Source organism: Caulobacter sp. P1_D6, from assembly GCF_056406095.1.
This window is the reverse complement of record NZ_JBFUAW010000060.1, coordinates 12378-33878: the sequence shown is the minus strand read 5'-3', so window position 1 is coordinate 33878 and position 21501 is coordinate 12378. Positions and strand designations below refer to the sequence as shown.

Sequence of the window (21501 nt, the reverse complement as noted above, 5' to 3'; positions counted from 1 at the left end):
GGCCAATGGGCAATACACGCGCTTTGTCCCCGTTCGACGCCGACGGCGGGCGGGGCCTGCAACGCCAGGCTCCCCGGACACGCTGAAGTAACCCCCTCCAGCCCAGTCCCGCTCGATCGCCCCCCGCCGCCGCATCGGTCGCTGGCCTTGCGCCCTTTCCCTGCGGCGAGGTGGGATCAGGATACGGGCGGTTTGAGAGGGTGAGGACCAAATCGGGTCGAGAAAGTTCAGGACGTTGAAATCGTGGGGGTTTGTTCTCTGAGCGCCGAGCGTAAGTCTCTCAGGCGGGGACATGCTCTCACGGCAGGGCCTCGGTAAATCATCCCGGGAGCCTGGGGTGAGTGCGTGTCCCCAACGTCGTCCACCGCGCCGGAAGCTCATCCCGAAGACGCTCGTCCCAAACTCAGCGGATCAAGGTGGGGACACGCACTCACCCTGAGCACCTTGCAACCTTGTCCGACACTCTGCCGTGAGAGCATGTCCCCGGCCGCGGCCCCCAAACACAAAACCCCGGACGCCGCGCTGGAAGGCGCGCGGCGTCCGGGGCTCCCCCGTGACCGAAGAGACATCGCCGGCCGGTCATGCACGCCCGGCCGGCTTACGCGTCTCCTAGCCTTCGGCCGCGTTGAAGCGGATCGGGATGCGGACGCTGGCGCCGTCGACGGCCTGGCCGTTCTCCAACTGCGGGCTCATCTTGAAGAACCGTGACAGCTTGATCGCGGCCTTGCCGAAGCCCTCCTCGGCGGGCGTCTCGTCCAGCACGCTGCAGGCCTGGATCGTGCCGTTGGCCGCTACCGTGCAGTTCAGGGTCGCCATGCCGCCGACGCCGCGCCGCATGGCGCTTTCCGGATAGAAGCGGCTGAACTCCGACGCGCCCGGCTTCTTCAGCCAGTTGGGGCGGGTGACGACCCTGGGCTGGGTTTGCACAGGCGGGTCGCCGTCAGAGGCCTTTTCCGCGAAGATCAGCGGCCCCGTACCCTTGTTCTCGGTCGGCTCGACCTTGGGCACGACCAGGGGCGTGACCTCGGTCTGGTTGGTCGGCACGGGCTCACGCGGAATGACCGGGTTGGACTGAACGGGCTTGGGCTTGTCCAATTCCGGCTCGGGCGGCGGGGGCGGAGGCGGCTCCTTCCAGGTTTCGAGCAGGGTCGTCGGCGGTGCGGGATAGTCCTGCGTGATCGGCGGGATGAACTTCTGGTAGGCCAAGTAGGCGAACACGCCCGCATGGGCGGCCGAGACGACCACCAGCGCCGCGACCAGCGCCTTGGACGGCTTGCGCCGCGGGCTGTCCAAACCGGGGATGTAGGAACCGACCGTGCCTTCGTACGCGACCATGACAACCTCCTTCAGCATCGACCGCCTGATGAAACCGGGGTCGATGAAGGAAGCCTGTCATGTAGAATTACGTTTGTAAATATTACGGACGTAGAATTTTTACACGCGTAACTGTGGCAACCCGCCACAGGCAAATTCTGCCGAGTGGTCGGGCTTGGTTAAGGCGCGATTAACCATGCGCGTTCACATCTTCGGGCATGGCGAATGTCACCTCCATCCGCAGTGTCGTCGAGTCGGCGATCCAGCGCGCGTCCAGCGCGACGGGCGTGGATTTCACGTTCCTGATGGGCACGGCCAAGCGCGAGAGCGGCTACAACCCCGCCGCCAAGGCGCGGACGTCGTCGGCCTCGGGCCTGTTCCAGTTCGTGGACCAGACCTGGCTGTCGACGCTGAAGAAGCACGGCGCCAAGTACGGCTACGCCCGCTACGCCGACCTGATCCAGCAGGGTTCGGACGGCAAGTATCGGGTGGCGGGCGACGAGGCCCGCAAGACCGTGCTGGGCCTGAAGCTGGATCCGCACGCCGCCTCGCTGATGGCCGGCGAACTGGCCAGCGACCACGCCTCCTATCTGCGCGGCCGGGTGGGGCGTTCGCCCACGTCCGGCGAACTGTACGCCGCCCACTTTCTGGGTCCCGCGGGCTCGGCGCGACTGATCGAAGCGGCCGGCAATTCGCCCGGAGCCAGCGCGGCGGCCATGTTCCCCGATGCGGCGGCGGCCAACCGCTCGATCTTCTACCGTGAAGGGCGCCCGGCCACGGTCAGCGAGGTCTACGCCAACCTGACGCGTACGGGCGGCGGCGGCGAGGTTCCTTCCACGCCCACGACCTCCTCGCCGGACACCGACCAGGGCTTCGTCCAGTACGCCACCGGCCGCCGGCTGGAGCGCATCCAGCAGCAGGAAGCGCTGGTCAGCCTGATCCTGCGCGGCTCGCAGGACGCCGACGACGGCTTCAGCCTGGCCTCGAACCTCCGTTCCAGCGGGGGCTCGTCGGCTTCGCGGATGACCAGCTCGATGTTCTCGTCGGAAATGCTCCGCGTGCTGTCCGACGCCAGCGACGGCGGCAAGAGCAAGCGGTAGGGGCCTAGCCTCCCGTCACCGCCGCGATCTCGTCCTCCGACCAGCCGATCTCCGCCAACACCGACGCCGTATGCTCGCCCAGTCCCGGCGCCGGGCCCCTGGGGCCGTCTTCCGCGCCGGGGAACCGCGCCGGACCCGCCGGAGCGGGGAAGGTCCCGCCCTTGCCGTCCGGCGTCTCCACGAAGCATCCCGCGGCCGCCGCTTGCGGGTCGGTCACCAGGTCGCGCGGCGTCTGCCAGGGCGCCCAGGTCAGGTCGCCGGCGTCCAGCGCCGTGGCCGCCTCCGCGTAGTCCATGGCCCCGAAAGCCTCGTCCAGGATGTCGACCAGGGCGGCGCCGTGCTCGCGCCTCAGGCGGGCGCTGGTGAAGCGCGGGTCCTCGGTCAGTTCGGGCCGGCCGGCCGCCGCCGCGATCCGCGCCCAGTCGGTCGAACCCTGACGGGCCAGCAGGCAGAGCCAGCGACCGTCTCGGGTCTGGAAGAAGTTGGCCAGGGGCTGCACCGCCTCGCGCCGGGGCCGGGTCGAGGCCAGCTTGCCGAACCGCAGCTGGATGGCCATGTCCGAGCCGATCGCATAGAGGCCGGTGCGCAGCAGCGAGGTCTCGACCAGCCGGCCGACGCCCGTGCGATGGCGTTCGTGGACGGCCGCCAGGATGGCGGACACCGTCGCCAGCGACGTCACGTGGTCGCCCATGCCGGTGCGCAGCGGGAAGGGCTCGGCGCCTTTGGGCCCGGTGATCGCGCCCACCCCGGCCCGCGACCAGAAGGCCGCCACGTCCATGCCCGGCCGGTCGGCGTCGGGACCCTCCAGGCCATAGCCGGTCAGGCTGCAGTAGATCAGGCGCGGGTTGACCGCCTTGAGGTTCTCGTAGTCCAGGCCCGCCCGCGCCAGGCCGGCGGGGCGGACATTGGTCAGGAAGATGTCGGCGTCCTTGACCAGGGCCTTGGCGGCGTCGCGGCCGGCCGGGGTGCGGATGTCCAGCACGACCGAGCGCTTGCCGCGGTTGTCGAGCTCGAAGATCGGATTGGCGGCCTGGTCCGAGCCCAGGGTGTCGAAGAAACCCCGCATCGGATCGCCGTCGGGCGACTCGATCTTGATCACGTCGGCGCCCCAGTCGGCCATGATCCCGGCCGCGCCCGGGGCGGCTATATAGGTGGCCAGCTCGATGACCCGCAGATCGCGCAGCATCCCGTCCTCCCGCTTCTTATCGTTGAGCGGAGTGTGGACGACTTAAACGTCTGTTGGGAAGCGGTTTAGGGGAGAGCGGTCAGGCGACGGCGGCCTGGCCGTTGGCGCTTTTGCGGTCCAGCGCCGCCGCGTCGGCCACGGCGCGGGCCACGGCGGCGACGCTGACCGGCTTGCGCAGCACGGTGTCGGCGCCGGCGTCCAGGCACTCGCGGGCCTCGTCGGCGTCGCCGCCGATCACCGCCACGATGGCCACGTCGCGGTTGCCGCCGTCCAGGGCGCGCAGGGCCGCGGCGGTCTGCGGACCGTCCAGGATCGGCATGCGGCCGTCCAGCATCACCAGGTCGAAGTCGCAGATCCGGGCCAGGTCCAAGGCGCGGCGGCCGTTCTGGGCGTGGACCACCTGGTGGCCCAACTGCTCGAGGATGGCGCGCAGCATGGCCGCGTTGAGGGCGTCGTCTTCGGCGATCAGGATCCGCAGGTTGCGCGGCGGGGCGCCGGCGGCCTCGACCGGCTGCTGCGTCTCGCCGTCGGCGGGCTCGATCGCGCAGATGGCGTTCTCGTCGAAGGGCAGGGTGAGGGTGAAGCAGCTGCCGACGCCGACGGCGCTGGTCGCCTCCAACGCGCCGCCCATCAGCCGGGCCAACTGGCGCGACAAGGACAGGCCCAGGCCCGCGCCGTTGACGCCGGCCCCGGTGCGCTCGACGCGCTGGAACGCCTGGAAGGCCTGCTCCATCTCTTCGCGCGACAGACCCGGACCGGTGTCGGCCACCTCGATGGCGATCAGGTTGTCGCGCCGCTCGACGCGAACCTCGATCCGGCCGCGCACGGTGTACTTGACGGCGTTGCCGACGATGTTGGCGATGATCTGGCGGGTGCGCAGGGCGTCGCCGACCGCCGCGCCCAGCTGGCGGCGCTCGAGGTCGGGCTCGACATGGACGACCAGCTCCAGGCCCTTGGCCACGGCGTGCGGACGGTCCAGCAGCACCAGGTCGCGGATCAGGCGGACGGGCTCGAAGGCCACGCTCTCGACGGCCAGGCGGCCGCTTTCGGCGGTCTCGGAGTCCAGGGTGGCGTTCAGCACGGCGACCAGGTCCTGGGCGGCGTCGAGGGCGGCGTTCAACTGCTCGCGCGACGGCGCGGCGCGGCCGCCCTTGCCGGCGGCGGCGGCCAGCACGTGGGTCACGCCGGTCAGGCCGTTGCGGATCTCGTGGCTGAGGGTGGCGACGATGTCGGACTTGGAGCGGGCGGCGCGCTCGGCCGACTCCAGCACGGTCAGCCGTTCCTCCAGCAGCGCCTCGTGCGCCAAAGCCAGGGCGTGCTGGCGGCGCAGCATGCGGTTGAGGATAAGCGACAGGGCCATGGCCAGCGAGATCGCGCCGAAGGCCATGCCGCCGGCGCGCTCGCTCTGCGGCTGCGAGAACAGCAGGTACAGCGGCCCGACCGCGGCGACCGGGGCGGTCAGCAGCAGGGCCAGCAGGCAGGGGGCGGCGAAGAAGATGCAGACCACGGCCGCGCCGGCCGACAGCAGCAGCAAGGTCTCGCGCACGCCGCCCGCCCCGTCGGCGAAGACGGCCATCTGGCAGACGCCCACCGCCCACAGCAGGCCGGCCATCACGTGCACCCGCGCGCGCCGGGTCAGGTCCTGGGCCGCCGGGCTGCGCAGCCAGGCGACCACGCCGTAGAAGACGCCCCAGTTGATCGCGAACACCGCGAAGCTGATCGCCATCCAGCCGGCGTTCCGCGCGAACGAGCAGGCCCAGACGTAGATCGGCAGGCTGACGGCGAACACGGCCAGCGCGTAGGGCAGCAGCGCGGTCTGGGCGTCGAGCGCCAGACGGGCGTCGGCGCCGCCGTCCGCGGGGGTGTTTTGTCGGCGCTCGGCGAACAAGGACTGATTCCTCGGCTGGTGAGCCCAGACCCTAGGGGATCACGGTTTGCGCCGAGTTACGGCTTATCGTTAATCCCCACAGCTTTGAGGGCAAACAATCGTTAAGCATAACCGGGGATGATCCGATTCCTCGCCGCTCCGTGGGGACTGGGGGAGATCGATGGCCACCACCCGCGCCGCCCTGACCGAACACGACATCCGCATGCTGGTGAAGGGCGCGACGCCCGACGAGCGCGCCCTGGCCGCCCACAAGCTTTGCCGCACGATCGACCGCGCCGAACTGGACGACGAGCAGCGCGTGCTGGCCGGCGAGATCCTGCGGGTGATGGCCGCCGACGCCGCCGAACTGGTCCGCCGCGCCATGGCCGTGACCCTGCGCAATTCGCCCAGCCTGCCCGCCGACGTCGCCAACCGCCTGGCCCGCGACGTCGAGAGCGTGTCGCTGCCGGTGATCACCTTCTCGCCGGCGTTCAGCGACGCCGACCTGGCCGAGATCGTCCGCCTGGGCGGTCCCGTGCGCCAGATGGCCGTGGCAAAACGTCCCAAGCTGTCGCGCAAGGTGGCGGCCCTGCTGGTCGAGCAGGGGGGCGAGGACGTGGTCACCGCCCTCTGCGCCAACGACAACGCCCGTATGTCCGAAAGCGCCCTGCAGCGGACCCTGGAGCGCTTCGCCAAGTCCGAGAAGGTGCTGACCGCGGTCGCCTACCGCTCGACCCTGCCGCTGTCGGTGACCGAGCGCCTGATCGACATGGTCGGCGACCAGTTGCGCGACCACATCCTGGCCACGCACCCGCTGTCGGCCGAGCGCACCCTGGAGCTGATCCTCGACACCAAGGAGCGGGCGACGATCGACCTGGTCGACCAGGCTGGCCGCGCCACCGACGCCAAGGCCTTCGCGGCTCACCTGCACAGCGTGGAGCGCCTGTCGCCGTCCCTGCTGCTGCGGGCCCTGGCCCACGGCCACATGAACTTCTTCGAGTGGGGCGTGTCCGAGCTGTCGGGCGTGCCGCACCATCGCACCTGGCTGATGATCCATGACGCGGGGGCCCTGGGCCTGAAGGCGATCTGCGAGCGGGCGGGTCTGCCGCCGCGCCTGTTCCCGGCCTTCCGCGCCGGCGTCGACGCCTTCCACGCCCTGGACTACGACGGTCGCCCCGGCGACCGCGAGCGGTTCCAGGAGCACATGATCCAGCGCTTCCTGACCTCGTCGCCGGCGGTCTCGCGCGACGACGCCGACTATCTGCTGGACCGCGCCGATCAGCTGGGCGAACGAGCCAAGACCGCGGCGGCCGGCTAAACGCTCGTTCGAAACCGTCTGGGCAAGGCGCGGCTTCTGCGCCAACCTCGTGCGATGTCAGAGCGCGCCGAAGATCCGATCCGCCCCGCCGCCACGATCTTGATGCTGCGGGACTTGCCAGCCCCCGGGCCGGCCTTCGAGGTGCTGATGGTCAAGCGCCATCACCAGATCGACTTCGCGGCCGGCGCCCTGGTCTTTCCGGGCGGCAAGAGCCACGCCGGCGACCACGATCCGGCCTGGGCCGACCACGCCATGGGCTGGGAGAGCGTCGAGGCAGACGGCGCGCCGCTGCGCATCGCCGCCATCCGCGAGGCCTACGAGGAGGCCGGCGTGCTGCTGGCCCGGGACGCGGCGGGCGAAATCTATGTCGGCGAGGCGGCGATCGACGTGCGGGCGGCGGTGGCCGAGGACCGCATGCCGTTCCTCGACGTGGTCCGCGACCTGGGCCTGAAGCTGGATCTGGCGGCCCTGACCATCTTCGCCCGCTGGATCACCCCGCCGCTGATGGCCAAGCGCTTCGACACCTGGTTCTACGTCGCCCACGCGCCCCTGGCTCAGTTGGCTGTCTGCGACGGCCACGAGGCCGTCGACGCCGAATGGATCGCGCCGGCCGAGGCCCTGGAACTGGCGGCCTCGGGCCAGCGCAAGGTGATCTTCCCCACGCGCATGAACCTGCAACTGCTGGCGGAAAGCGCCGATGCGGCGGCGGCGATCGAGACGGCCCGGGCGCGGCCGTTGGTCACCGTCGAGCCCTGGGTCGACGGGCCGTCGCTGCGGATCCAGCCCGATGCGGGTTACGGGGCGGTGGCGGAGCCGCTGTCGGCGCTGTAGGCGAGCGGCGGGGAGCGGACCTTTCGACCGTCGGCTGCGGGTGGTGCGCGGACCTTCCGTGGCGCCATAACCTTTTCGAATGACCCCTTCGTGGAAAGCACATCCAGACATTCCTGCCGGTTCGATCGGGTGGCGCATGGGCGCCGGCGAGGACTATGGGATGCAGTTCGGCGGATGGTTCCGCTCGAAGAATCCCGTCTCGAAAACGCGATACGCTAGCGAAAATCCCGGGCCTGAAGGATGGGAAGGCTTCTACGCGTCTCTATCCGACTGAACTCCGCCATGGGTTGGGAAGCGTAAACCGGCCCCGGCGCCGAAGCCGGACTTTCGGCCTGAACGCCAACCACCAGACCTTCCGAGCGTCAGCTAGGGGTGGGTTTCAGACGATGGCGTAGCGTCTATGAGCAGACTTCCAGGGCTGCCTAGCGTGGCCCGATCACGGCCACGGCGATCAACAGGGCCACTGCCGCTCGATCTCGAAAAGGCGACCATCGCCGTCTTCGTAAAGGATGAAATCAAGTAGTTCGCCGCCTTGGCCGCAGACCTGGCCCAACGGGGCTTGCCTGGGGTTCGATGGAACATGACCTGGCAGATGAAATCGCAGCATCGACCGGTCTGCAATCAACACCTCGATTTGGGCGACAGCTAAATCAGCTATCATCTGATCTCGCTGAGAAGGTTCGAGCCCGGTGATAATCAGATTGATCGCTTTAAGCTCCTGGTCGGTCAGTTCGGTCATAATCTAGCATATCCCCACAAGCCGACTTTCCCAGGATCTCCAAGAGGTGGTTAGGAGACGGTTCGCTTTGCCAGATACTCGCGCTGCTCGGCAGCCTCTTGTTCACTGAAGAAATGCTCTTCTGAAATCCCGCCGCCCTCCCACGGGTCAAATCCGTGCCAAGCATTTTTCTGCCTAAAGGCTTCGAAGTCGGACTGAGCAGTGAAGCTATGGACCCGGACGGCGTTGGGTGTCGTTGCGATCCTGATCTTGTCGCCTTGCGGGTGGACCATGATCAGTTGGCTTATCCCCTCGTCGGCGTCGCTCCAGATCTCAAAGAGTAGGTCAGGCATATCATCCCCGCACACAGGCAGGCTACTTACAGCCAGCGGCGGTCGCAACGTCCGACTAGGGTCGGGTGCGGAAATGAGCCCCACGCCCGAAACCAGACGTTGGGCGTCATTCCGGAAAGCGGACATGCCGAAGGTCAGCTAAGGGTGGATTGCGGTCGCCAACCAAGCGAACCATGATCGGGCGATGAAAGCCTTTTTTAGATTTGAAGACAGTTTCGCTGACGAGGCTGCAGCTCGTGGCTTGCTCCCAATGTCAGTGTCCGCGTTTGATCACGCCCTGTCCTCGGAGGAGTACAGCGCGACGCCATTCGTTTCATATGACGACGCAAAGAAGACAGCCCACCTCCCGCGATACCTAAAGATCGAGAAGAACTTTGTTCGCTTGCTGGACACGCTGGCTATCTCCGGTGTCTCGCGCCTATATCCGCCTTACAAGCTTCGCGCGCTTAATCCGACCTCATCCAGGTATAGAAATATCGTCAAGCGCGGTTTGCGCGATAAAACTGCTGACGAGCTATATTTTCACGGACTGAAGGCCCGATTTGTATTCAATTGGGACCTGACTCACTGGTTTTTCTTACAAAGCGAGGAAGATAGCGCGGCGCTAGCCAAACTCGTGAGAGCGAACGGCCTTCACGTACTAACTGGACCTGACTAGCGGCCAAGGCACGCTCGGAACGGTCGGCTCCCGTGAGTCCGACTAGGGTCGGAAACGGAATCTGGCGCTTGCGCCGAGAGCGGCCATCAATCGCCGCCCTAAACCGCCCCCGCCGCCGCGCCCTCGGCGAAGCCGCGCAGGCGGTCGGCGATGACTTCCCCCACCGCCTCCACCGCCTGCCGACGGGGGTAATGGGTGCGCCAGACGATGCGGACGGTTCGTCCGGCGCGGGTGGACAGGGGCCGCAGCACGATGCCGGCGTCCTGGGCCGCTCCGGCCGCCAGTCCGGGGATCAGCGTCGTCCCGTAGCCGGCCGCCACCATGTTGAGCAGGGTCGGCAGGCTGGCCGCCCGCAAGGGGCCGCCCAGGGCCGCGTCGCCGCCGCAGGCCTCCACCGTCTGGTCGCGCAGGCAGTGGCCGTCGGCCAGCACCAGGATGTCGCGCGCCAGGTCGGTCTCCAGGATCACCGAACGCCCCGCCAGCGGATGCTCGGGGGGCAGGGCGGCCAGGAACGGCTCGGCGAACAGCGGCAGGCTGATCAGGTCGGGCCCGTCCTCGTCGGTGGCCAGCAGGGCGGCGTCCAGCTCGTGGGCGCGCAGCCGCTCCAGCAAGGCCGAGGTCTGGTCCTCCCACGGCTCCAGCTCCAGCGCTGGCAGCGCCTCGCGCAGCGGCGCGAAGACCAGCGGCAGCAGGTAGGGGGCCAGGGTCGGGATGATGCCCAGCCGGAAGCGCCCCGACAGCGGGTCGCGCAGGTTGCGGGCGGTGGCCAGGATGGCTTCGGCGGCGGTCACGGCGGTGCGGGCGTGGCCGATCAGCTGCAGGCAGGCGGCGGTCGGGGCGGCGGTCTTGCTGCTGCGCTCGAACAGCGCCACGCCCATCAGGTCTTCCAACTTGCGGATCTGCACCGACAGGGTCGGCTGGCTGACGCCGCAGGCCCGGGCGGCGCGCCCGAAATGCTCATGCTCGGCCACGGCCAGGAGGTAGCTGAGGTCTCGAAGATTCATAGGCTGAGCCTATAGGGTCGATTGAGATTTGGTGCTTCTTTTTATCACGATGATGGGCGAATTATGAGTCAGGTCCGTGGCCCGGGTTCGGCGAACGGTCCTCTGGACGCCGTCGTGTCCAGTCTTCTGGCGCGGGGACAAGATCGCGGCGGCGCATGACCGCGATCATCTTCGGCGCCTTGGGAGGACGCCTGGATGCCACATACGGTGGAAGCCGTGTTGCGGGAGGAGCTGCGTCGCGCCGGCCTGCCTGGGCACGGCGCCTTGCCGCGTCTGCTGGCGCTGCTGCGCGCCTCGCCGGAGGTGCATGTGACGCTGGCGGAAGTGGCCGACATGGTCGCCGAGGCCGGCCTGGCGATGACCTCGGGCGAGCTGGCGCGCCAGCTGGAGCTGCTCGCCGACCATGGGCTGGTCGGCCGGCTGCCCACCACGACGACGGAACTGGTGTTCGACACCGAGCCCGAACCGCATTCCCATCTGATCTATGAAGAGTCCGGGCAGGTCGTCGACCTGCACGTCTCGCCCGACACCGTGCTGGCCATGGTCCGCGACGCCCTGGCCAAGCGGCCCGACAGCGTGGAGATCCTGGTGCGCTTCCGGCGCGATCCGGGGACGGCGCCGGAGCCCGCGCTCAGGATCACGGCCGACAAGCCCGAACCTGATCCGGAGTCCTGATCCGAAGCCGGCTCAGCCCGGCGGCAGCTTGGCGCCCGCGTCGCCGACCCAGGTGACGATCTCCGACAGCACCTGGCCCACGGCCTGGTCGTAGGCCGGCACGATGGCGCTCAGGCGATTGTCGGCGGCCTTGACCCGAGCCACGAACACCTGGTCGCCCAGCAGGGCGCGGTCGCTGCTGCGGGTCATCACGGCGCGGATCTCGACCAGCACCTCGGGCGCGGCCTTGGGTCCGTCGACATAGTCGGTCTCGAACGAGCGGACCTCCAGGCGCAGGGCCATGGACGCCTTGACGGCCTCGCCGCGGGTGACCAGGCGGGCGCGGCTGTTCTCGCCCTCGAAGGCGCGGGCCACGGCCTCGTCGAACAGCACGATGGCCGGCGAGACCCAGCGGGCGTCGGAGATGTAGGCGGCCTCGCCGTCGGTCACCGACAGCAGGCGGTCGCTCATCGCGGCGCGGGTGAAGACCGTCGGGGTCTTGAAGACCCCGAAGCTCTTCTCGGTCGCCGGCCTGGAGCTCTCGGCCGCGACATGGCCGAACCGATAGAGGCCGGCGGGCTTGGTCTTTGGGAACAGGCTGATGCAGCCGGTGAGGGCCACGGCCGTGACGGCGATCGTCAGCGACCGCAGGGTGGTGTTCAGGGGGCTCACGGCTTGACCTCCAGTTCCTTGGCCGGCGCTTTGCCGACCAGGGCGCGCGGGTTCTGTTCGACTTCGCTGACCAGCCGGTCCAGGGACTCGGCGGCCGACTGCAGGGTGACGACCGCCGACGACAGCTGCGGCAGGCCGGTGGTGGCGAAATCATTGGTCGGGCCTTCCAGCTTGCCGACCATGCCGCGCACGTCCTTGGCCGTGGCCTTCAGCTCGTCGGCGGCGTCGCCCAGGTTCTTCAGCGTGCGCTTGGCGTCGCCGTTGGCCAGGCCGTTGACCGAGTCCGACAGTTCGCCGATCCGGGTCGAGGTGGCCTCGATGCTCTGCAGGGCCTTCTGGGCGTCGGCGATGATCGCCTTGCGCTCGCGCAGCTCGGCGGTGACCGACTGGATGTCGCTGAGCGAGGCGCTGAAGGTCTTGACGTTGTCGTCCGACAGCACGCGGTTGATGCGGTCCAGGGCCTCGATGGTGCGCGTCAGCACCGTGCCGCCGCCTTCCAGCAGGTCGGACAGGGCGCTGCGCTGGCTGCGGATCACCGGCACCTCGCCGCTCTTGACCGTGCTCTTCAGCAGCGGCTTGGCGGGTGTGCCGGCGGCGATCTGCACGTAGTTCACGCCGGTGATGCCCTGGGGCTCCAGCGTGGCGAAGCTGTCGGTCTTGATCGGCACGTCCGAGGTGACCCGCACGCGGGCGATGACGCGGTTGGGGTCGGACTTGTCGAGCGCGATCTTGGTGACCTCGCCGACCTTGATGCCGTTGAAGTGCACCTCGCCGCCGTCGGACAGGCCGCGCACGGGCCCGACGAACAGCACGTCGTACAGGTCGTATTCCTGGTTGAAGCTCAGCTTGGCCAGCCAGACGGCGAAGATCAGCAGCCCCATGAACAGGATCAGGGTGGCCGCGCCCACCAAGGCGTAGTTGGCGTTTCTTTCCATCAGCTCGTCCTCGGTGTCGTCTGGGGCGGCGTCGCCTKGCCGGCGGCCGCGCGGCCGCGCGGTCCCATGAAGTATTCTTGGATCCAGGGGTGGTCGTTCTGCTCCAGCTCCTGGACCGAGCCGGTGGCGACGACCTTCTTGTCGGCGATGACCGCGATGCGGTCGGTGATCTCGTAGAGGGTGTCCAGGTCGTGGGTGATCATGAACACGGTCAGGTCCAGGCTGTCGGACAGGTCCTTGATCAGGGTGTCGAAGGCCGCGGCGCTGATCGGGTCCAGGCCCGCCGTGGGCTCGTCCAGGAACAACAGTTCGGGGTCCATGGCCAGGGCGCGGGCCAGGCCGGCGCGCTTGCGCATGCCGCCCGACAGCTCGGCGGGCTTGAGGTTGCCGGCCCGGGCGGGAAGGCCCACCAGGGCGATCTTCAGGTCGGCCAAGTGCTCGATCTCGCCCTTGGGCAGGCGGGTGTGCTCGTGCAGCGGCGCGGCGACGTTCTCGCGCACGGTCAGGTTCGAGAACAGCGCGCCCTGCTGGAACAGCACGCCCCAGCGGCGCTCGATGATGTTCCAGCGCTTGCGCGAGGCGTCGGCCATGTCCTGGCCGAACAGCTTGACGCTGCCGCCGTCGGGGACCTTCAGGCCGATGATGGTGTTGAGCAGCACCGACTTGCCGGCGCCGGAGCCGCCGACCACGCCCAGCACCTCGCCGCGCTCGGCGGTCAGGTCCAGGCCGTCGTGGATGACGTTGTCGCCGAACCGCGAGACCAGGCCCGTGACCCGGATCGGCGGCGCCTCGGCCGKCGACGGGGCTTCGTCCTCGGCCGGAGGCGGGGGCGCGGCCAAATCCTTGGACCTGCCTTTGGGGGGCTGGGCCGGGCTCATACGTTCAGTTCCATGTAGATCAGGGCGAACACCGCATCGATGGCGATGATCGCGAAGATGGCGTGGACCACGGCGGCGGTCACCCGGCGGCCCAGCGACTCGACGTCGTTGCCGACCTCCATGCCCTGGCGGCAGCCGATCGCGGCGATGACCATGGCCATCACCGGCGCCTTGGACAGGCCGATCCAGTAGTGTTGGACGCCCACCGAGTCCTGCATGCGCTGCAGGAAGAAGGTCGGAGACAGGTCCAGCACCGTCCAGGTGACCAGCATGCCGCCGGCCAGGCCCGCCAGGGTGGCCACGAAGGTCAGCAGCGGAATGGTCAGCAGCAGGGCGGCGAAGCGCGGCAGGACCAGCGCCTCGTAGGGATCGACCCCCATCACCTGCATGGCGTCGATTTCCTGGTTCATCTTCATCGAGCCGATCTCGGCCGCGAAGCTGGAGGCCGAGCGGCCGGCCAGCAGGATGGCGGTGATCAGGATGTTGAACTCGCGCAGCACCGAGATGCCGATCAGCTCGACGGCGAACACCTGGGCGCCGAACTGGGTCAGCAGGTTGGCGCCCAGCAGGGCCACGACCGCGCCGATGAAGAAGGTGGTGACCGCGACGATCGGGATGGCGTCCAGGCCCGCGCGCTCGGCCAGGGCCACGACCGGCGCCCAGCGGATGCGGCTGGGCTTGGCGATGCAGCGGCCGATGGCGACCAGGAGGTGACCCAGGAAGGCCAGGGTGCCGTAGAGGTCGTCGCCCAGGCCATAGACGCCGCGCCCGATGCGCTCCAGCAGGGCCGTGAAGCCCTTCTGCGGTGGTGCGGCCTCGGGTTCGACCTGGATGGCGTCGTCGACCAGTTTCAACAGGCGCAGGGTTCGCGGGCCGGCCTGGATCCTGCCCGCGCTGATCCGGCCGTCGGCGGCGCGGATGATGGCGTAGGCGCCGGCCGTGTCGCAGCGGGTGATGTCGCGCAGGTCCAGGTCGACGGCCTTGGAGCCCTCCATGGCGTGGACCAGGCGCTCGCCGGCGTCGATCATGCCGCGCGCGGTCCAGTCCCCCGAGAGCACGGCCGTGGTGTGGCCGGCGGTCTCCTTGAGGGTGAAATCAGCCGGAGCGCCCATGAAGTCTCGTCGGTCCCTCTAATCCGCCGTCGAACCTTACCAACACGCTCGACCAAGCCCAAACGTGCCAAGGCCAGGCTTGTTGCAACGCTTGCCGCGCTAGGAATAGGCGGGTGCGCCGCATCGCGCCAGCGACCTTCTCCGGCCAGCCTGCAAATGGGGCGAATGGTGCGGAGCTTTGTCGCTAAAGCTGCGTTGTATGGCGTGCAACGGGGGCGTTGCTTTACAAGGCCCGGATGTTTTCCAGTCTGCTCAACCGCCGCGCCGCGCTCGGCCAGCTTTCGCTGTCGGCTGTCCTGGCCCTGGCGCCCCGCCTGGCTTCCGCCCAGACCCCCGCTGTCGACGCCGCGGTGAGCGATGCGTTTTCCGTCGACCTTCTGCGTGACAAGGCCCGCGCCCTGGCTGCCGCGCCGTTCGCCAAGCCGCCCGCGCCGCCGACCATGACGGGCCTGACCTACGACGAGTATTTCCGCATCCGCTTTCGCCCGGAAGCCGACCTGTGGAAGGACCGTCAGCCCGAGTTCAGGGCCGAGTTCTTCCCGCCAGCGTGGCTGTATCCGCGTCCGCTGCCGATCTACGAGGTCGCCGCCGGCCTGGCGCGGCCGATCGTTTTCGACCCGGCGATGTTCGACATCCCGGGCGAGCACGCCGACGTCGCCAAGGACTGGAACGGCTTCTCGGGCTTCCGCCTGCTGTGGCCGCTGAACGAAGCGGGCAAGATGGACGAGGTGGCGGTGTTCCAGGGCGCCAGCTACTTCCGCAGCCTGGGCCGAGGGCAACGCTACGGCCTGTCGGCGCGCGGCCTGGCGATCGGGGCCGGCGAGCCGAACGAGGAATTCCCCGACTTCACCAGCTTCTGGCTGGAACGGCCCCCAATCAATAGTCAGGGTGGCGACGGCGACGCGGTGGTCGTCCACGCCCTGATGGACAGCCCCAGCTGCACGGGCGCCTACAGCTTCACGATCCGGCCGGGCGAGGACGTGACGTTCGACGTCGCCGCCAGCATCTTCCCGCGCGCCACCATGGCCAAGACGGGCGTGGCGGCCATGAGCAGCATGTTCCTGTTCAACGTCGCCGATCCGTCGTCGCTGCAGGACTATCGCACCGCCGTGCACGACAGCGACGGCCTGGCGATCTGGAACGGGCAGGGCGAGCACATCTGGCGGCCGTTGCAGAACCCCAAGGCCCATCGCCTCAGCAGCTTCCTGGACAAGGACCCCAAGGGCTTCGGCCTGGTCCAGCGGGCCCGGACGTTGGAAGACTTCGGGGATCTGCAGGCTCGCTACGACCTGCGGCCCAGCCTGTGGGTCGAGCCGCTGGACGCCTGGGGCGAGGGCGCGGTGCACCTGGCCGAGCTGGCCACCACCAAGGAGACCGACGACAACATCGCCATCTTCTGGCGGCCCAAGTCTCCGTGGAAGGCCGGAACCCAGGTCGACCTGCGCTATCGCCTGCACTGGGGCCAGGAACGCTTCGCCAGTCCCGACGCCCGGGTGTTCCGCACCCGCACCGGCGCCGACGCCCAGGCCGGCCTGCGCCTGTTCACGGTCGACCTGCAGGGCGGGGCCCTGGCCGAGGGGCTGGACGGGGTGGCCATGGACCTCCAGGCCGAGGGCGGCGAGATCGTCTGGCGCGACCTGTCGCCCTATCCCGACGAGGCCGCGGCCCGCGTGGCGTTCGGCGTACGGCCCAAGGCGGCGAACATGGAGCTTTCGCTGCGGCTGACGCGGGGCGACCAAGCGATCTCGGAGACCTGGCGCTATCTCTGGACGGCGTAGGGCTCTTCCGCGCTCCAAGTCCCAATTGCGCCGTGAGCTGACTTTGGCCTTCGCCCAGGTCCCGCTTTGAATGGCGTCGCCTATCGCGATGATAGGAACAATCAATTTTACCTATCGGTGGATCGCGGTTGACTTGGCGCCGTCGGCGTCGACCGGCCACAAGCCAACCGGAGGAAAAGCGATGGATGGGAATGTCGAGGGCGGCGTTCAAGGTCAGTGCCCCGTGGGACACGGCCGCGGCCGAGGCAACCGCGAGTGGTGGCCGCAAAATCTCAGTCTCGAAAGCCTCAACCAGCATTCGCCGCGCTCCGATCCGATGGGCGAGGCGTTCAACTACGCCGAGGAGTTCAAGACCCTCGACCTGAACGCCGTGATCGCCGACCTGCACGCGCTGATGACCGACTCCCAGGACTGGTGGCCCGCCGACTTCGGCCACTACGGCGGCCTGTTCATCCGTTTGGCCTGGCACAGCGCCGGCACCTATCGCACCAGCGACGGGCGCGGCGGCGCGGGCGGCGGGCAGCAGCGCTTCGCCCCGCTCAATAGCTGGCCCGACAACGCCAACCTGGACAAGGCGCGCCGGCTGCTCTGGCCGATCAAGCAGAAGTACGGCCGCAAGATCTCGTGGGCCGATCTCTACGTGCTGGTCGGCAACGTCGCCCTGGAGTCGATGGGCTTCAAGACCTTCGGCTTCGGCGGCGGCCGGGCCGACACCTGGGAGCCGGAAGAGCTGTATTGGGGCCCTGAAGGCTCGTGGCTCGGGGACGAGCGCTACAGCGGCGAGCGCCAGCTGCATCCGGCGCTGGGCGCGGTGCAGATGGGGCTGATCTACGTCAATCCCGAAGGGCCGAACGGCAATCCCGACCCGAAGGCCTCGGCCCGCGACATCCGCGAAACCTTCGCCCGGATGGCCATGAACGACGAGGAGACCGTCGCCCTGATCGCCGGCGGCCACACCTTCGGCAAGACCCACGGCGCGGGCGACCCCTCGTTCGTTGGTCCGGAACCCCAAGGCGGCGAGATCCACGACCACGGCCTGGGCTGGCGCAGCAAGCACGGTACGGGCGTCGGCGCCGACGCGATCACGTCCGGGCTGGAAGTCACCTGGAGCCAGACCCCGACCCGGTGGAGCAACCACTTCTTCGAGAACCTGTTCAAGTTCGAGTGGGAGCTGAGCAAGAGCCCCGGCGGCGCCCAACAGTGGCAGGCCAAGAACGCGCCGGCCGACATTCCCGACGCCTATGACAGCGCCAAGAAGCGCGTGCCGACCATGCTGACCTCTGACCTGGCGCTGCGGTTCGACCCCGAATACGAGAAGATCTCGCGCCGGTTCCTCGAGCATCCCGACCAGTTCGCCGACGCCTTCGCCCGCGCCTGGTTCAAGCTCACCCACCGCGACATGGGACCGATCGGCCGCTATCTCGGCCCCCTGGTGCCGCGGGAGACCCTGATCTGGCAGGATCCGATCCCGGCCGTGGACCACCCGCTGGTCGACACACAGGACGTCTCCGCCCTGAAGGGCAAGATCCTGGCCTCGGGCCTTTCGGTGGCCGAACTGGTCTCGACCGCCTGGGCCTCGGCCTCGACCTGGCGCGGTTCCGACAAGCGCGGGGGCGCCAACGGCGCGCGCATCCGCCTGGCGCCGCAGAAGGACTGGGAGGTCAACGACCCGCCCGTCCTGGCCAAGGTGCTGAGCGCGCTGGAGGGGATCCAGAAGGACTTCAACGGCGCGGCGGCCGGCGGCAAGAAAATCTCGCTGGCCGACCTGATCGTGCTGGGCGGCGCCGCGGCCGTCGAGAAGGCCGCCAAGGACGCGGGCACGCCGGTGGAGGTTCCGTTCACCCCTGGGCGCATGGACGCCTCGGCCGAACAGACCGACGCCGACTCGTTCGCGCCGCTCGAGCCGCTGTCCGACGGCTTCCGCAACTATCGCCGCGAGGGCCTGCAGTTCATGGCCCCCGAGGAGGCGCTGGTCGACCGGGCGCAGCTGCTGCGCCTGTCCGGACCGGAGCTGACGGTGCTGGTCGGCGGCCTGCGGGTGCTGGGCGCCAACAGCGGCGGCTCCAAGGCCGGCGTCTTCACCGACCGCCCGGGCGTGCTCACGAACGACTTCTTCGTGAACCTGCTCAACATGGGCACGACGTGGAGCCCGACGGCGGTCAACGCCTTCGCGGGCCATGACCGCAAGAGCAGCGAGTCCCGCTGGACCGCCACGCGCGTCGACCTGATCTTCGGCTCCCACGCCGAACTGCGGGCCCTCGCCGAGGTCTATGCCAGCTCGGACGCCCAGGAGAAGTTCAGCAAGGACTTCGTGAAGGCCTGGACCAAGGTCATGAACGCCGATCGCCTGAACCTGACCTGACGATCGACCACGACAAGCGCCCATCAGGGCGAGCGCGGGGCGCCGTTGAAAGACGGCGCCCCGGCTTTTGTCCGGCGGAGCAGGTTCAGCGCCGCTCCTTCTTCCCGCGCGCGATCTCCGTCGCCAGGGCGTCCAGCTTGTGGTCCCAGAAGCGGCGGAACGGCTCCAGCCAGGCGTCCACCTCCTGCAGGGGCGCCGCGTCCATCGTGTAGATCCGCCGCTGAGCATCGGCGCGCACGGTGGCGAAGCCGCTGTCGCGAAGCACCTTCAGGTGTTGGGAGACAGCGGGTTGGCTGATGGCGAACTCCTGCTGGACGACCGTGACGATGTCGCCCGACGCCAGTTCGCCCGCCGACAGCAGCTCCAGGATGCGCCGGCGGACCGGGTCGCCGAGGACGTCGAAAGCGTGCATCAGTCGCGCTTGCCCTGGCCCTCGCCGCCGCCGGTGTAGAAGGCGGTGGTGCGGTCTGCGGCGCCCCGCGCAGCCTCGGGGTCCGTGCCGAAGGCGATCGCGGCCTCGGCCCAGGCCTGGCTGGGCCGCCGGTCTCGATGTGCTCGGCCAGGCCCAACAGCGACAGGTCCCAGCCGACGCCGACCGCACCGGGGCCGAACTGGTCCCAGAAACCCAGGAACTGGGCGTCTTCGTGGGCGATGTGTTCGAGCTGCAGCCGGGTCTCGTCCTCGCCTTCTGCGGTCAGGGCGACGATCACCCAGCTGGTCTGGCCGGCGAACTCCCAGGTCACGGCCAGGCGGCGGGGCGGCTCGCACGCTTCGATGATCCCGCCCGCGTTGCCCTGCAGCTGGTACCGGCCGCCCAGGCGCAACTCGCCGCTGATCGGCATGAACCAGCGCGGGACGCGCTCGATGTTGGTCAGGGCGTCCCAGACGTCGTCGATGTCGGTGGGGTAGGTGCGGTCGGCGACGACCACGCGGGCGGTCTTGCCCCGCCATTCGCGGCTTTCGACCTTGCGCCGCACGGCGCCGACGAGACGGTGAGCGTCAAACGTCATCGGATGTCCTCCGGACCAGGATTGGAAGTTATATAAGTTCACTCTTATATAAGTTTCGCCCTATTTGCAAACCCCGTTCGCCGGTTCAAGGCCCCGCTTCAAGCTTGGTTAATGAATTCCGGTCACCGCTATCGCCCTAAGAAAAATCAACGACTCGGGGCCCGCCGCATGAGCGCCAGACACCAGCTCGACCAACGTCTGAGCTTCATGCGGTTCGATCATCGGTCGCGATCGGCGCTTCAGGCGGCCAAGCCGGCGCTGGACGAGGCCATCCCCGGCGCGCTGGACAGCTTCTACGAACAGCTGCGGGGCTTCGCCGAGACGCGGGCCCTGATCAAGGACGGACGGGGCGAGGGCGCCCAGGCCCGGCAGGTCGCGCACTGGCGGCGGATGCTGTCGGGCGACCAGGGCGCCGACTATCTGGAGGCGGTCGAGCGGATCGGCCAGTCCAACGCCCGCGCCGGCCTGGAGCCGCGCTGGTCGATCGGCGGCTACGCCCTGGTGCTGGACAAGCTGATCCACGCGGTGCTGGGAAAGCCCTCCCCCAATGGCCTTTTTGGGCGCGGCCCGTTCGGCGGCGGCAAGACGGACGCCGGTTCGGCCGAACAGGTCTCGGCCGTGGCCAAGGCCGTGTTCCTCGACATGGACCTGGCCGTCTCGGCCTATTTCTCGGTCCTGCTGGAAGAGCGCGACCGCCTGGAGGCCGAGCGTCAGGCCGCCGAGCAGCAGCAGGCCGCCGCCGTCGCGGCCCTGGGCGTGGCCCTGTCGCGGCTGGCCGCGGGCGACCTGTCGGTGCGCATCGAAGGCGCGCTGTCGCCCGAGTTCGAACGCCTGAAGACCGATTTCGACAACGCCGCCGCTGCGCTGGACAAGGCCATGAACGCGGTGTCGCGCGGCGCCCAGGGCATCCGGGCCGGCACCGACGACATCGCCCGCGCCGCCGACGACATGTCCGAGCGCACCGAGCAGCAGGCCGCGACCCTGCAGGAGACCGCCGCGGCCGTCGAGCAGCTGACCGCCACGGTCGAGCAGACCGCCAAGAGCGCGAAGGCCGTCTCGGCCCAGGTCCGGGAAGCCGCCGACGACGCCCAGGCCTCGGGCGTGGTGGTGACCCGCGCCGCCGAAGCCATGACCCAGATCGAGGCCTCCTCGGCCAAGGTCTCGCAGATCCTGGGCGTGATCGACGAGATCGCCTTCCAGACCAATCTGCTGGCCCTGAACGCCGGCGTCGAGGCGGCCCGGGCGGGCGACGCGGGGCGCGGCTTCGCGGTCGTGGCCCAGGAGGTGCGGGCTCTCGCCCAGCGCTCGGCCGACGCCGCCAAGGAGATCAAGACCCTGATCGTCGACTCCAGCCGCCAGGTGGGCGAGGGCGTCGATCTGGTCGGCAAGACCGGCGCGGCCCTGCGCGGCATCGTGGAGAAGGTCGGCGCCATCGACATCCTGGTCGACGAGATCGCCGCCTCGGCCAACGAGCAGGCCTCGGCGCTCGGGCAGGTCAATGTCGCGGTCAACCAGCTCGACCAAGTCACCCAGCGCAACAGCGCCATGGTTCAGCGGTCGACCGAGGCCGCCCATGCCCTGCGCGCCGAGGCCGCCGACCTGTCCAACCATGTGGGCGGGTTCCGGACGGGTTCGGCGGCGAGCGGCGGCGACGTGGTCCGCCAAACCCACGAGCGCGTGGCGGCTTTCGCGCGGCCTGGGCGGTAGATCCCAGCATCGGCCGTGGACAGGCACATGCGCCTGTCCACGTC

The 21501-nt window shown here is 69.0% G+C and carries 18 protein-coding genes and 2 pseudogenes; 8 read left to right on the top strand and 12 right to left on the bottom strand.

What is annotated here, in order from left to right:
• Positions 1 to 86: 86 nt before the first annotated feature.
• Positions 87 to 196 (top strand): annotated as a pseudogene (locus AC1DYP_RS23755) (hypothetical protein); the annotation flags it as partial.
• A 413-nt stretch (positions 197 to 609) separates the two neighbouring features.
• Here the strand turns inward: AC1DYP_RS23755 and AC1DYP_RS23750 are convergent.
• The gene (locus AC1DYP_RS23750; protein WP_477048408.1) at positions 610 to 1335 is read right to left on the bottom strand and encodes an energy transducer TonB family protein; all 726 of its coding nucleotides are present in this window, start codon (positions 1333 to 1335) and stop codon (positions 610 to 612) included.
• Positions 1336 to 1532: 197 nt separating this feature from the next.
• On the opposite strand from AC1DYP_RS23750, the gene AC1DYP_RS23745 reads away from it, so the two are divergent.
• Positions 1533 to 2414: a transglycosylase SLT domain-containing protein gene (locus AC1DYP_RS23745; protein ID WP_477048407.1), complete on the top strand. Its 882-nt coding sequence runs from the start codon at positions 1533 to 1535 to the stop codon at positions 2412 to 2414.
• 4 nt (positions 2415 to 2418) lie between these two features.
• Here AC1DYP_RS23745 and AC1DYP_RS23740 read toward each other — a convergent pair whose 3' ends face one another.
• Together AC1DYP_RS23740 and AC1DYP_RS23735 are read right to left on the bottom strand one after the other, a co-directional pair.
• Positions 2419 to 3600, bottom strand: coding sequence for a CaiB/BaiF CoA transferase family protein (locus tag AC1DYP_RS23740; RefSeq protein ID WP_477048406.1), 1182 nt, complete (start codon positions 3598 to 3600; stop codon positions 2419 to 2421).
• Positions 3601 to 3679: 79 nt separating this feature from the next.
• Complete coding sequence (locus AC1DYP_RS23735; protein WP_477048405.1) at positions 3680 to 5488, bottom strand: ATP-binding protein; 1809 nt, start codon at positions 5486 to 5488, stop codon at positions 3680 to 3682.
• Between the two features lie 160 nt (positions 5489 to 5648).
• On the opposite strand from AC1DYP_RS23735, the gene spbR reads away from it, so the two are divergent.
• Both spbR and AC1DYP_RS23725 read left to right on the top strand, forming a co-directional pair.
• A complete protein-coding gene (spbR, locus tag AC1DYP_RS23730; protein WP_477036261.1) occupies positions 5649 to 6785 on the top strand; it encodes a SpbR family protein in 1137 nt (378 codons plus the stop codon).
• Positions 6786 to 6839: 54 nt separating this feature from the next.
• Positions 6840 to 7616: an NUDIX hydrolase gene (locus AC1DYP_RS23725; RefSeq protein ID WP_477048404.1), complete on the top strand. Its 777-nt coding sequence runs from the start codon at positions 6840 to 6842 to the stop codon at positions 7614 to 7616.
• Positions 7617 to 8067: 451 nt separating this feature from the next.
• Here AC1DYP_RS23725 and AC1DYP_RS23720 read toward each other — a convergent pair whose 3' ends face one another.
• From AC1DYP_RS23720 to AC1DYP_RS23710, 3 genes are all read right to left on the bottom strand, one after another.
• A complete protein-coding gene (locus tag AC1DYP_RS23720; RefSeq protein WP_477048403.1) occupies positions 8068 to 8355 on the bottom strand; it encodes a hypothetical protein in 288 nt (95 codons plus the stop codon).
• A gap of 50 nt (positions 8356 to 8405) precedes the next feature.
• The gene (locus AC1DYP_RS23715; RefSeq protein ID WP_477048402.1) at positions 8406 to 8687 is read right to left on the bottom strand and encodes a hypothetical protein; all 282 of its coding nucleotides are present in this window, start codon (positions 8685 to 8687) and stop codon (positions 8406 to 8408) included.
• 756 nt (positions 8688 to 9443) lie between these two features.
• Positions 9444 to 10349, bottom strand: coding sequence for a LysR substrate-binding domain-containing protein (locus AC1DYP_RS23710; RefSeq protein WP_477036256.1), 906 nt, complete (start codon positions 10347 to 10349; stop codon positions 9444 to 9446).
• A gap of 195 nt (positions 10350 to 10544) precedes the next feature.
• Here AC1DYP_RS23710 and AC1DYP_RS23705 point away from each other — a divergent pair, with 195 nt between their 5' ends.
• On the top strand, positions 10545 to 11024 hold the full coding sequence (locus AC1DYP_RS23705; protein ID WP_477048401.1) for a transcriptional repressor: 480 nt from the start codon (positions 10545 to 10547) through the stop codon (positions 11022 to 11024).
• A 12-nt stretch (positions 11025 to 11036) separates the two neighbouring features.
• On the opposite strand, the gene AC1DYP_RS23700 is transcribed toward AC1DYP_RS23705, so the two are convergent.
• The 4 genes from AC1DYP_RS23700 to AC1DYP_RS23685 are packed head-to-tail and all read right to left on the bottom strand — an operon-like array spanning position 11037 to position 14600.
• Positions 11037 to 11675 carry an ABC-type transport auxiliary lipoprotein family protein gene (locus AC1DYP_RS23700; RefSeq protein ID WP_477048400.1) on the bottom strand — a complete coding sequence of 213 codons (639 nt, stop codon included), beginning with the start codon at positions 11673 to 11675 and terminating at the stop codon, positions 11037 to 11039.
• Complete coding sequence (locus tag AC1DYP_RS23695) at positions 11672 to 12610, bottom strand: MlaD family protein (protein WP_477036253.1); 939 nt, start codon at positions 12608 to 12610, stop codon at positions 11672 to 11674. Before AC1DYP_RS23695 ends, AC1DYP_RS23700 begins: the two co-directional genes overlap by 4 nt.
• Positions 12610 to 13488: an ABC transporter ATP-binding protein gene (locus AC1DYP_RS23690; protein WP_477048399.1), complete on the bottom strand. Its 879-nt coding sequence runs from the start codon at positions 13486 to 13488 to the stop codon at positions 12610 to 12612. The genes AC1DYP_RS23695 and AC1DYP_RS23690 overlap by 1 nt, the downstream gene beginning before the upstream one ends.
• Complete coding sequence (locus AC1DYP_RS23685) at positions 13485 to 14600, bottom strand: MlaE family ABC transporter permease (protein WP_477048398.1); 1116 nt, start codon at positions 14598 to 14600, stop codon at positions 13485 to 13487. Before AC1DYP_RS23685 ends, AC1DYP_RS23690 begins: the two co-directional genes overlap by 4 nt.
• A gap of 236 nt (positions 14601 to 14836) precedes the next feature.
• Here AC1DYP_RS23685 and AC1DYP_RS23680 point away from each other — a divergent pair, with 236 nt between their 5' ends.
• Positions 14837 to 16378 (top strand): glucan biosynthesis protein G, encoded by a 1542-nt coding sequence (locus AC1DYP_RS23680; RefSeq protein WP_477048397.1) that lies wholly within the window; start codon positions 14837 to 14839, stop codon positions 16376 to 16378.
• 181 nt (positions 16379 to 16559) lie between these two features.
• Positions 16560 to 18740 (top strand): catalase/peroxidase HPI, encoded by a 2181-nt coding sequence (gene katG, locus AC1DYP_RS23675; protein ID WP_477048396.1) that lies wholly within the window; start codon positions 16560 to 16562, stop codon positions 18738 to 18740.
• Positions 18741 to 18825: 85 nt separating this feature from the next.
• Here the strand turns inward: katG and AC1DYP_RS23670 are convergent, their stop codons facing one another.
• Together AC1DYP_RS23670 and AC1DYP_RS23665 are read right to left on the bottom strand one after the other, a co-directional pair.
• Positions 18826 to 19152: an ArsR/SmtB family transcription factor gene (locus tag AC1DYP_RS23670; protein ID WP_477048395.1), complete on the bottom strand. Its 327-nt coding sequence runs from the start codon at positions 19150 to 19152 to the stop codon at positions 18826 to 18828.
• A 202-nt stretch (positions 19153 to 19354) separates the two neighbouring features.
• A pseudogene (locus AC1DYP_RS23665) lies at positions 19355 to 19582 on the bottom strand (SRPBCC domain-containing protein); the annotation flags it as partial.
• A 336-nt stretch (positions 19583 to 19918) separates the two neighbouring features.
• On the opposite strand from AC1DYP_RS23665, the gene AC1DYP_RS23660 reads away from it, so the two are divergent.
• Entirely contained in the window at positions 19919 to 21457 is a 1539-nt protein-coding gene (locus AC1DYP_RS23660) for a methyl-accepting chemotaxis protein (RefSeq protein WP_477048394.1), read from the top strand.
• The last annotated feature ends 44 nt before the right edge of the window (positions 21458 to 21501 follow it).

Coding starts and splice junctions, on each gene's coding strand:
- AC1DYP_RS23750 (WP_477048408.1), bottom strand. CDS start 1,335: ATGGTCGCGTACGAAGGCACGGTCGGTTCCTACATCCCCGGTTTGGAC.
- AC1DYP_RS23745 (WP_477048407.1), top strand. CDS start 1,533: ATGGCGAATGTCACCTCCATCCGCAGTGTCGTCGAGTCGGCGATCCAG.
- AC1DYP_RS23740 (WP_477048406.1), bottom strand. CDS start 3,600: ATGCTGCGCGATCTGCGGGTCATCGAGCTGGCCACCTATATAGCCGCC.
- spbR (WP_477036261.1), top strand. CDS start 5,649: ATGGCCACCACCCGCGCCGCCCTGACCGAACACGACATCCGCATGCTG.
- AC1DYP_RS23725 (WP_477048404.1), top strand. CDS start 6,840: ATGTCAGAGCGCGCCGAAGATCCGATCCGCCCCGCCGCCACGATCTTG.
- AC1DYP_RS23720 (WP_477048403.1), bottom strand. CDS start 8,355: ATGACCGAACTGACCGACCAGGAGCTTAAAGCGATCAATCTGATTATC.
- AC1DYP_RS23715 (WP_477048402.1), bottom strand. CDS start 8,687: ATGCCTGACCTACTCTTTGAGATCTGGAGCGACGCCGACGAGGGGATA.
- AC1DYP_RS23710 (WP_477036256.1), bottom strand. CDS start 10,349: ATGAATCTTCGAGACCTCAGCTACCTCCTGGCCGTGGCCGAGCATGAG.
- AC1DYP_RS23705 (WP_477048401.1), top strand. CDS start 10,545: ATGCCACATACGGTGGAAGCCGTGTTGCGGGAGGAGCTGCGTCGCGCC.
- AC1DYP_RS23695 (WP_477036253.1), bottom strand. CDS start 12,610: ATGGAAAGAAACGCCAACTACGCCTTGGTGGGCGCGGCCACCCTGATC.
- AC1DYP_RS23685 (WP_477048398.1), bottom strand. CDS start 14,600: ATGGGCGCTCCGGCTGATTTCACCCTCAAGGAGACCGCCGGCCACACC.
- AC1DYP_RS23680 (WP_477048397.1), top strand. CDS start 14,837: ATGTTTTCCAGTCTGCTCAACCGCCGCGCCGCGCTCGGCCAGCTTTCG.
- katG (WP_477048396.1), top strand. CDS start 16,560: ATGGATGGGAATGTCGAGGGCGGCGTTCAAGGTCAGTGCCCCGTGGGA.
- AC1DYP_RS23670 (WP_477048395.1), bottom strand. CDS start 19,152: ATGCACGCTTTCGACGTCCTCGGCGACCCGGTCCGCCGGCGCATCCTG.
- AC1DYP_RS23660 (WP_477048394.1), top strand. CDS start 19,919: ATGAGCGCCAGACACCAGCTCGACCAACGTCTGAGCTTCATGCGGTTC.